Source organism: Amycolatopsis sp. CA-126428 (assembly GCF_002904335.1).
Classification (GTDB): Bacteria; Actinomycetota; Actinomycetes; order Mycobacteriales; family Pseudonocardiaceae; genus Amycolatopsis.
In genome coordinates this window covers 1-10,163 of record NZ_PPHF01000159.1, presented here as the reverse complement: position 1 = coordinate 10,163, position 10,163 = coordinate 1, and the positions used below count along the sequence as shown (strand labels likewise).

The 10,163-nt window shown below is 66.5% G+C and carries 9 protein-coding genes; 4 read left to right on the top strand and 5 right to left on the bottom strand.

Features of this window, described 5'->3' with window-relative positions; genetic code table 11:
* Positions 1-94 precede the first annotated feature (94 nt).
* Positions 95-361, top strand: a complete 267-nt coding sequence (locus C2L58_RS41190; protein WP_103343044.1) for a hypothetical protein — start codon at positions 95-97, stop codon at positions 359-361.
* Positions 362-696: 335 nt separating this feature from the next.
* On the opposite strand, the gene C2L58_RS41185 is transcribed toward C2L58_RS41190, so the two are convergent.
* The 4 genes from C2L58_RS41185 to C2L58_RS41170 all read right to left on the bottom strand — a co-directional run bounded on the left by C2L58_RS41185 (position 697) and on the right by C2L58_RS41170 (position 5,753).
* A complete protein-coding gene (locus C2L58_RS41185) occupies positions 697-1,152 on the bottom strand; it encodes a hypothetical protein (protein WP_233226211.1) in 456 nt (151 codons plus the stop codon).
* Between the two features lie 74 nt (positions 1,153-1,226).
* A complete protein-coding gene (locus tag C2L58_RS41180; RefSeq protein ID WP_103343042.1) occupies positions 1,227-1,580 on the bottom strand; it encodes a hypothetical protein in 354 nt (117 codons plus the stop codon).
* Positions 1,581-1,597: 17 nt separating this feature from the next.
* A complete protein-coding gene (locus tag C2L58_RS41175; protein WP_158264239.1) occupies positions 1,598-2,308 on the bottom strand; it encodes a Hint domain-containing protein in 711 nt (236 codons plus the stop codon).
* Between the two features lie 13 nt (positions 2,309-2,321).
* Positions 2,322-5,753, bottom strand: a complete 3,432-nt coding sequence (locus C2L58_RS41170) for an ALF repeat-containing protein (protein ID WP_158264238.1) — start codon at positions 5,751-5,753, stop codon at positions 2,322-2,324.
* 270 nt (positions 5,754-6,023) lie between these two features.
* Here C2L58_RS41170 and C2L58_RS41165 point away from each other — a divergent pair, with 270 nt between their 5' ends.
* Positions 6,024-6,557 carry a hypothetical protein gene (locus C2L58_RS41165; RefSeq protein WP_103343039.1) on the top strand — a complete coding sequence of 178 codons (534 nt, stop codon included), beginning with the start codon at positions 6,024-6,026 and terminating at the stop codon, positions 6,555-6,557.
* A 115-nt stretch (positions 6,558-6,672) separates the two neighbouring features.
* A complete protein-coding gene (locus C2L58_RS41160) occupies positions 6,673-8,169 on the top strand; it encodes a S1 family peptidase (RefSeq protein WP_158264237.1) in 1,497 nt (498 codons plus the stop codon).
* Between the two features lie 314 nt (positions 8,170-8,483).
* Here the strand turns inward: C2L58_RS41160 and C2L58_RS51070 are convergent, their stop codons facing one another.
* Positions 8,484-8,801, bottom strand: a complete 318-nt coding sequence (locus C2L58_RS51070; RefSeq protein WP_233226210.1) for a hypothetical protein — start codon at positions 8,799-8,801, stop codon at positions 8,484-8,486.
* A gap of 43 nt (positions 8,802-8,844) precedes the next feature.
* Here C2L58_RS51070 and C2L58_RS41155 point away from each other — a divergent pair, with 43 nt between their 5' ends.
* Entirely contained in the window at positions 8,845-9,738 is an 894-nt protein-coding gene (locus tag C2L58_RS41155) for a GDSL-type esterase/lipase family protein (RefSeq protein ID WP_233226209.1), read from the top strand.
* Positions 9,739-10,163: the final 425 nt, after the last annotated feature.

Genomic DNA, 10,163 nt, shown 5'->3' with positions numbered 1-10,163 from the left:
CCGGGATACCCGGGGCCAGGAGATCGCCGCGGCTTGTGGTCAGCTGGCCGCTGAAGGCTGAGTTTGTTCGTTCGATGATGGAGTGTTTTTCGTGATGTATGCCCCCAGCCTGTTGGATCCGGCTGCGGAGGAGCTTCGGCTCGCTGATTTCACCGGTGCGACGGACGTCGCCCGCGAGGCGCGGACCCTGCTCGGTGAGCGGTTCAGCTCAGTGACGTTCATGTACGTGCTGATGCGGGCGTTCGAGGTCGAGTACACCGCGGCGTGTGACGCGGCGCGGTGGCACGAGTTCCACGGCGGGCCGCGGTCGCTGTCGGACGCTGATCTGGAGAAGCTGCTCGCTCCGTGGCTTGACCGCTGACTTCTGCCACGACGGCGGCGCGAGGCGCGGGTCGACCTGCATCGCTAGCTGAACGGCTGGCCCTGGTCTTGCACCCGGTCATTCGTGAGATTCTTGAGCGCTCCCGCGTACGCAGGTCGATCGGTGCTCGCAGACCGCAGTCCGGTGCTTGATGGTCCGCGAGGTCGGCGGCTAGCGGCGATCCCGAATCCGGCTGAAGCAGTAGTGCAGGTCGCAGCCAACATCCAGGCGGTTTTTGATCTTGATGCTGTCTAGGTAGGCGAAGCTAGGCGGACGATGTGATCGCGGCGGAGCCCTTCACTCGCGATGAGGCGGAGTTCGGCCCGGTTCAGACATCATCTGAGCCGGTTCCAAAGCGTGTACTCCTTGAGCGCGGAGATGATCTGTCGTTCAAGGGCGTTTGCCGCTGTTCTGTCGGGCGTAACGGTCCAGGAGATGTGTAGATCGGCTCGTTCGAAGGCGAGCACGCCCCACTGTGTCGCGCGACGCGCATGGCCGGTTTTGGCTTCGCGAAGTCGAGCCCGGAGCCACTGCGAGTCCGCGAGCGCGCGGTCGAGAACGGCCTCGCCAAGACCGCTGGCGAGCGCTTTGCCACGCGCGTAAGTGGTGAGACGGCCGCGGATACCTTGTCCGCGGCGTTCGCCGGCCATGCCGACGTGGACGAGATCGCTGTCGGTGCCTTCGCGGGCCAGGTACACGCCGGGTAGCTGCGGGGCCGATTGGCGCGCCGATTCGAAATGCACCCAACGCGGCAGTTCACCACCGTAGACGCACGCATCAAACTCCGCCACCTATACCCCAAGGTCTGGTTGCGACAATCTACTAGGGCTGATTCAGACAGAGGGAAAAACGCGTCGGTCGGTCGTCAGTTTACGTCCGTTTCACCGGGCGCGTGTGACACAGGTGCCCGGTCGAGGAAGCCGGAATAGACGAGATGCAGCAGCGCAGCGTATGCGTGTTGCATCTCCGCGACCGCCCGTTCTTCGTCAGTTACAGCTGGCTGTAGCTCACTGATCCGGCGCATGATCGTTTCCAGCATTGTGAGCACGTCTACGGGTGCGAGCTGGAAAATTCCGCGCTCGACGAAACGGATCACCGTGGTCACATACTCGTCGGCAACGGCCAGGTCGCCGTGCGTGTCGATCAGCCCTTCGTTCTTGGTCGTGCGGGGGAACGGGAGCCATCTCCACAGCGTATAAGCATCTTCGAAACTCAGCATCGATTCTCCCCTTGAAGTCATTCAGTTAGGTACCAGAATGATACAACCTTGCCGTCGGGTGCAATGATCCCGCCCTTGCCGCTGGTGGGATCCCAGTACTTGACCCCGTATTCACCGTCACCAAAAGGTGTGCGCTTGGCGTTCAGGCCACGCTTCCCAGCCGGTTGTGCCAGTTGCTCCGCCCACGCCTTCGCATCCTGGAAGTACTGTTCGGGTGTGACGTGCTGCGGCAGGCCGTGTTTGTTGTAGTGGTATTCGAAGCTGTCCTCGTACGAAGTGAAGGTGCCCTCGTGCCAAACTTCGCCGGCTCCTGCAGGGCAGGGTACGGTGTTGTGCACCAACAGTGGAGTTTTGCCCGCGAGGACGTAATAAGTATGGACGCCCTCGACGCTGAGGTTATAGGTCCGCAAGGCCGCCGTGTAGCCGCGGTTCGCGGTGACCGCCGCCCGTCCGTTCCCTGGCGTGGCGAGCTCGTCGCCGGGCTTAAGCGCCGCCGCGGTCGTCCAGACGTGCGGCTTCTCGTTCCAGAACGGATGATGTGCCGTCGTCGTAACAGTATGCGGACCGGTCGGAGTAGCGATCGTGAGGTCGTCGAAGTCGCGGTCGTCGCCGGTGACGTGCACCGCGGTCACGGTGTGCCGCTCGACGGCGAAGGCGCCCGGCTCGGCGTTCATGACGCGATCACCCGGTGCGATGTCCTCGATGGGCTTGCCGCTGCCGTCGGCCATAAGTACCGGCGTGTCACCCGGGAAGCTGTTTGTTCCACACGGTACGACGTTCGTAAGGTCGTACCCTTCCTGTGTGAGCTTTGCCGCGTCGGCGCTGGCTTCTCGCGCCAGCTCTTCGGCCCGGCCGAGTTCGGCGTTGACCTCGACCCGGAGTACGTCGAAGGCGCTTTTTCCGTTGGCCATCGCCTCGGCCAGCTCGGCCGACTCTGCGAGAGCCTCCAACCCGCCGAGCTCGGCACCTGCACCTCCGAGCAGTGCGAGTACGTCGCAGATGCCGTCGCAGGCGGCGGTGAGCAGGCTGAAGCCGATGAACAGGAAGATCTCCTTGACTGGGTCTGAGCTGTCGTTGGTCGGACTGGAGTAGAGGTTCTGGGCCTGGTAGCTGGGGTTGAAGAGGTTGTACGGCTGCAGGGCAGTTGTTGGTGTCCCAACTGCCTTTGGGGTTGTACTGGCGGCAGAGGTCCTGCAGTTCGTGCAGGATGCGGTCCTTCTGGGCCGGGGTGCCGGTGATCAGCAGGATGCAGTCTTCGTCGCTGTAGTACGAGCGCGCCGCCGCGGGTCGTAGTTCGGATTTGCATGCTTGCTTGCGCTGTTCGACGACCTGTTGTTTCTCAGTCTCGACCTTTGTGGCGACCGCGTCCCAGGCTGCGTGTGCTGCGTCGGCTGCTTCTTTGGCACTCTTGCCGGCACTGAGAGCGTCGTTGTAGGCGCTGTGCGCGGAGGTCGCAGCGTCACGCGCGTAACCTGCGGCTTCCGTCGCCGAGTGGGAGGCCCACGCGGCGGAGCGGCCGGCTTTGTCTGCGGCGGCGGTCGCGGAGGCGGCTGCAGCGGCGGCTGTGTTGGCCGATGCTTGCGCTTGCTGGGCGGAGGTGGCGGCGCGGTTGGCAGCGTCTTGGGCTTGCTGGGCGGCGTCGGCGGCCTGCGCTGCTGCGGTGGCTGCCTGTTCGGCCCACGCTGCCGCTTGGCCGGCGGCGTCGCGGGCACGGGCTGCGGCGGCCTGGGCTTCGTCTGCGTCGTGGGTGGCGGAGGCGGCGGCGCTGGTGGCCTCGGCGAGCAGGCTGTCGATGGCGGCGTTGTGCGCGGCGGTGTTCTGGTCGTGCCGGGCAGCGGTGTACTGGCCCACGGTCAGGAACGCATGTGCCAGCGTCGGTGGTCCGTCCAGCGCCGCTTGCGCACCGGCGACGACCTCGCGGAACCCCGCAGCGCGGGCGGCCGACTGCACCTGGGCGACCTTGACCAGATCGTCGTTCTGCAATGCGATGTACTGGTCGGTGTCGAGGAACTCCCGCAGTGCCTGATCGGTTCCGGCGTCCAGAGCGTTTTGCCCGTGCTGGACGACCACGGTCCGGCCGGCTGCTCTGGCGGCGGACATGATCTGGCTGACCTGGAGGGTGTCGTCCTGCAGCCGGCCCGGGTAGTCGCGACTGCGCAAGAGGTTCCGCACGTCGGCGTCCGTACCGGCCAAAGCCGCTGCAGCAGCCGTCTTGAAACCGGGCGTGCCGGTGTCGGACAGTTCGGCGAGGATGACGCGGTCGTCCTGTCCCGCGGCCGTGGTCAGGCCGGTGGTGATGAAGTCGGCAGCTTCATCGTCGCTGGCCGCGACCGCGGTCAGCGACGCCGCCTTGGTCCACGGGCCACCGGTGTCGGCCAGCTTCAACGCGACCTTGCGTGCATCGCTGACGATCGTGGCGCGCGCGGCGCCCGGAGCGGTGGCTTCGGCGATGAGGCGGTTGGTTTCGGTGTCCCAGGTGCTGGCCTGGTCGAGGTCCCAGCGCGGCGGGACCGGCCGGGTGGCGTAGGCCGCGGCCGCGTCGAGTGCTGCGTCGTCGGCCTGCTGCCCGGCCAGCGCGATCCGGTCGTCGTCGGCCTGACGGGCGACCTGCGCGATCTGCCCCGCCTGCTGCGCCGCCGTCACGGCCGTGTTCGCCGCGGCCGTCGCGGCGTTCGCGTGGTCGGTGGCCTTCTGCGCCGCCTCCGCCGCGTTCCCGGCGAACACCGCCGCCGCGGCGGCGGCATCAGCCGCGGTGTTGGCATTGGCCGCTGCGGCGTCCGCGGCATCGGCGGCCTGACCGGCGGCGGTGCTGGCCTGATCCGCCCACGAGCGACTGGCCTGAGCCGCGGCCACCGCCCGCCCCGCCTGCGCCCGAGCCCGCGCGGCGGCGGCCTGGGCCTGGCGGGCATCGGCGCCGGCGGCCGCGGAGGCGTTCGCCGCGTCGGTCGCAGCCTGCGCCGCGGTCCGCGACTGGTTCGCGGCATCCGTCGCCGCGTCCCCGGCCGTCCGCGCGCTTTGCGATGCTGTCCGCGCCGACCGCGCCGCATCCGCGGCGGTCGACGCGCTCAATGCGGCGTCTCGGGCCGTCTGCGCCGCTGCGTTGGCATCACCGGCCTTCGTCTTGTCACCCAAGGCCGCTGCCGCCGCGTCGTAGGCCCGCGATGCCGCCCGTCCGGCCTGCGACGCGGCCGCCGCAGCCCGGGACGCCGCGATCGCCGCGGTGTGCGCGGCGGCGGTAGCGGCGTTGGCAGCACCGATCGCCTGCCGCGCGGTGATCGACGCCTGATCCGCCGCGTAGGCGGCCCGGTTCGCCGCGTCAGTTGCCTCGCCGGCGTTGCCCTGCGCCGCCGTGGCCGCGTCTTTGGCTTCCTGCGACGCCTTCTGCGCCGCAGCGGCTCCGGTCACGGCCCGATCCGACTCGTCTTTCGCCTGCTGCGTCTGCGTCGCCGCTTGCTCCGAAGCCGCTTTGGCCGTGGCGACCAGTTGACTGATCGAGTCCGTTTCGGCGTCACGTGCCTGCGCAACGGGGAGATCGACGGCCAGGAACTGGTTCAGCGCATCCAACGTCCCGGCATCGAGCGCCTGCTGCCCGGCCCTCTTGACCTCCGGGCCGCCGCCGGACCTCGCGCGGCTCACCTTGATCGTCTGATCGATCTCGAACGGGACCTGCCACCCCGAATCGAGGAACGTCTGCAGCGCCTCCTGCGTGCCCGCATCCAGCGCCTGCTGACCGGCCTTCTTCACCTGGTCGCCACCAGCCGACATGACCTGACTGACCCGGATGGTGACGTCGATCCCGTGCGGCGTCTCCCAACCGGTGTCCAGGAACGCCTTGAGCGCGTCGTCGGTGCCGGCGTCCAAGGCCTGCTGACCCGCTGACCGCGTCGCTACGCCACCGGCTGACATCATCCGGCTGACCTGCACAGTTCGGTCGATCGAGGCATCCGGATCCTTCAGGGTGGTCAGGAACCGGGTGATGTCCGCGTCCGTGCCGGCCAATGCCAGCGCAGCGTCGCGTTTGGTGGCCGGACCCCCGACTTTCCACAGCAGTGCCACTTTCGCCCGGTCCGAACCGGCAGCGGACGCGGACTGCGTCAGGGCCGGGCGGCCTTCCGAAGTGGCCGCGGAGGCGGACGGCGTGGTCACGACCCCAGCGACCAGAACCATCGTCATCGTCGTTACCAGGGCAGCACGAAATCGGGATTTTGCCGCACGCATCTGAGTCCCCCTCGGTCGACCGGTGCGCAGGTTCCGCCCCGACGCAAAACGCGCATTCGAACTCTTACCGGGCGATCTCAAACCGGTCAACCGCCATTAAGAGGTGACCGAAATCACGGGGATCGAGGCGAGTTCGGATGCCTAGTCTCGCGCTGCGGGCATCGGTCCAGCATCGATGTCCACTTTGGTTTAAACGTCGGATTTAACCGTTTTTGAGGGGGAGTCATGCGCCGGTTGTACCGGACATTTCTCGACACCGCGGCAGTCGCAGCGGCCGCCGCGATCGTGGTGAGCATCGCCGCCGTCCCGGCCGGCAGTACCGCCTCAGCCGCGGACGAGCAGCCATCCACCGTGGAGGACTACCGCTATCCAGGGGCTGACGCCATCTTGGCCAGCGACCAAGTGCAGCTGATCAGTGGCGACGGGCACATTCTCTACAAACCTTGCCCTACCGGAGAGGCGCCAGGACTGATCATCGTCCGCAGCAGCGACTCGATCGGCTCGGCGCACACCGGAAGGCTGTGTTTCGCGGCGACCGCCGCGGTCGGCCACCTGACGCTGAAGATTCCAAACGTCTTCGCGGTCCGCGGCGACGGCACCTCCACGACCGCCGGTCACAAGCTCAAAGCCCAGTTGACCACCAACGCCGGTGCCCACACGACGGTGGACGTCGACCCCCATTTCGACACCGAAGTCGGAGTCGCAACCACTCCATCCGGCGACGCAACGACGTTGCTGCAATTGGATACGTCGTCGTAAGGGCAATTTACTCAAGCTCGCTGTGTCTGCGGAATCAATGGGGCTGTTAACGGCCGTCCCACCAATGAGGGGTCAACTTCTTATGCGTCATCTCCGGCCACCCAGATCCGTTCTCGTGACGGCAACCATTCTTGCCACCACACTGCTCATGGTTGTTCCCGCTGACGCCATTTCCGGTGGTGTCCCCGCTGTGGACGGGAACTACGGCTTTGTCGCCAAGATCGCCATGGACGGTCGGGCCTGCACCGGTGCGCTGCTCAGTCAAGAGTGGGTCATCACTGCGGCCAGCTGCTTCCCGGAGAATCCCCAGGGTGACGCCCCGGCCAGGGCTACGACGGTCACCGTGGGGCGGACGAACCTAACCGGCACCTCCGGTCACGTTGCCCGTGTGACCAACCTCGTCGTCCGCACCGACCGCGACCTCGCTCTGGCACAACTGGACGCGCTCGTCTCAGACGTCACGCCCATCGCCTTGGGCGCTACGCTCCCCGCCGTCGGAGCGAGCCTGCGAGTTGCCGGCTACGGCCGCACTGCCACCGAGTGGGTGCCCGACCAGCTGCGGACAGCCACGTTCTCGGTCGCCTCCACCGCTGCGACCACGCTGGCCGTTACTGGCGACAACGGAGTCGATACCTGCAAGGGCGACGCCGGCGGCCCGGCCTTCACCGAGACCGGCGGCCAGCCTCAGCTCCTGGCGATCAGCAGCATCTCCTGGCAACACGGGTGCACGACCGTGACGGAGACCCGGCAGGGCAGCAGCGAAACCCGCGTCGACGATCTCGCGGACTGGGTCCGGCAGATCACCTACGCCACGGACATCGCGCTGACCGGTACCCGGGTGGCGCGGCTGCAGAACGGCTCCGCCTACCTCAAAGACGGTGACGGCGCCTGGAGCCTGCAGTGGGACGGCCACAACAACGCAGTGACCAAGATCCGGGTCGACGGCACCCGCGTCGGTGTTCTCCTGGCCAACGGCGACCTCTGGGTCAAGGACGACGCGCTACCCACCCTGGGCTGGCTCCATGAATCCACCGATATCACCGACTTCGACCTTTCCGGCCAACGCCTCGCCGCCGTCAACAACGGAACCGTCTACATCAAGGACGGCAACCTCCAAGGCAGCTGGACCACCCCATGGGACACCCGACGAGGTACGGTCACCACAGTTCACGTCGACAGCACCCGAATCGGCGTTCTCCTGACCAACAGCGAAGTCTGGGTCAAAGACGACACTCTCCCCGATCTCGGCTGGCTCGCCGAGATCGACGCAACCACTGACTTCGCACTCTCCGGCCAACGCTTCGCCGCCGTCAAGAACGGAAACGTTTACGTCAAGGACGGCGACCTCCAAGGCGGCTGGACCACCCCGTGGGACACCCAGCGAGGTACGGTCACCACAGTCCGCCTCGACGGCACCCGAATCGGTGTCCTCCGGACCAACAAGGAAGTTTGGGTCAAAGACGACGCTCTCCCCAGTCTCGGCTGGCTCGCCGAGTCCGACAGAACAACCGCCTTCGACTTGGCCGGCAACCGCATCGGAATCGTCCAGACAGGGCAATGCCGCGTCCAGAGCGGCAACCTTCAGGGTCCGTGGACAGACCTCGGTCAATAGTCGGGACACTGGGTGGTGTCGTCGTGCCCACGACGACACCACCCATGGTCCACCCGACATGAACTGAACAGCGACAAGGGTCGCCGTAGCGTGACCCCTTAGACCTGTGGGCCAGCCCAGACTGAGGGTGGCTCACACGCGACGCGTACGGCTTTGCCGCCACAGCGACGTTGATGAGCAAGCGGTCAGGATCGCCGCCATTCGTTGGATCCGATGTGCCCACCGGCGGCGGTAAGCCCAGTGTTGTTGATCACGCCGCGCTTTCGTTCACCAAAAGTGCTTGCGCATCAGCGGTGAACCCGAACGAACCACAACTATACCGTTACGAATTGGGAGCAGCTGTTGAACCCGTGGGGCAGAAGTATCGGCGTCAGCCTGGCTGCGTTGACCGCCGTGGCGTGCGCGGCCGGGTCGGCATCCTCGGGAACCACCGACACCAAGTGGATCGCGGCCTGGGGCACTGCCATGCACGAGGCGATGCCGCTGAACGCCTCGAACTTCAGCTGCCGCAACGCCGAACGCGTCAGCGCGGACGGCACACAGATCCGCATCCGGCTGACCAACCAGTTCGTCCGCACGCCCACCACGTTCAACCGGGTCACCGTCGCGCAACGCGACACCGACAGCACCATCGTCCTCGCCACCCTGCACGAGGTCACTGTCGGCGGCCAATCCGTGGTCACGATCCCGGCCGGCGGCGAGGTGTTCAGCGACCCGGTACCCATGCCGGTCACTGCGGGCGAGCAACTCGCGGTCAGCGTATACACCGCCGGATCCGTCACCGAGTACCCCAACCACCAACTCGGGCTGATCGGTGAATACTGCACCGACTTCGGCGGCGGCGCCGGGGACCACACAGGTGATCCCGGCCCGTATCCGGGCCGCGGGATCAACGTGGCCTGGGTATCCAGCATCGAGGTGGCTGGTGGCCACACCACCGGCGCCGTAATCGTCCTCGGTGACTCGATCGCTGACGGAGCACACGCCACTGTCAACACCTTCAGCACCTGGCCGGACGTGCTCTCGCGCAGGTTGCAGGCCGCGGGCACGCCGCTGTCGGTCGTCAACGAAGGGGTCGCGGGGAACGCCCTGATCACCCCCGGTGGAGTCGGTCCGACCGGGGCACAACGGTTCGACCGGGACGTACTCGGCCACCACGGCGCTCGAACAGTGATCATCGCCGAAGGCTCCAACGACCTCTACCTGGGCACCGACGCCGCCACCCTGATCGACGGACTCAAACAGCTGGCCGACCGGGCACACGCCGCCGGCCTACGAGTCGTCGGTGCCACTGTGACCCCGCGTCGAGGTGGGTGGTTCGGCAACGACGACGCCAAGGACACCAACCGTGTCCAGGTCAACCAGTTCATCCGCACCGACAACCACTTCGACGCAATCATCGACTTCGACGCGATCATGCGCAACACCGACCCGAACTACCCCAACTCCGGCGCACCCGACTACCAGAACTGGCTCAACCCCACGTGGGACAGCGGCGACCGCATCCACCCCAACGACAGCGGCTACGCCGTGATGGCCGACTCAATCGACCTGTCCGCCTTGAACTGAACGGATTGCCGTCTTAAGGCGGACTGCGTGCCTCTGCATCAACGCAGACGGGCCGCGCCGAGGTCGGCGCGGGTGCGGAACACCACTCCTTAAAGTCGAGTGGCGCAAGGGAATTTCACCCCTGCGCTCCCGCGGATCCAGGGGTAGCAGTCTCCCCTCTTGTCTCCCATGCCCTCTGGGGTCTTCGCGGTCAACGCCGCCTGGGCGACGCTGGCGACCTGATACCACGCCGTCATCGGGCTCACTCTTGAAGGTGAGGACGGAAGCCGAGTGGCGAGGGACACAGTGGCGAGCTGACTGTACGTACGACCTGCGAAACCAAGGGATTCTGGCTGTTGTAACAGGGTAGGCATGCTCCGGCGATTCGTAAGTTGGCGGACGAGAAGATGCAGGTTCGTCTCGCGGTGTCGTTGCACACGCCGGAT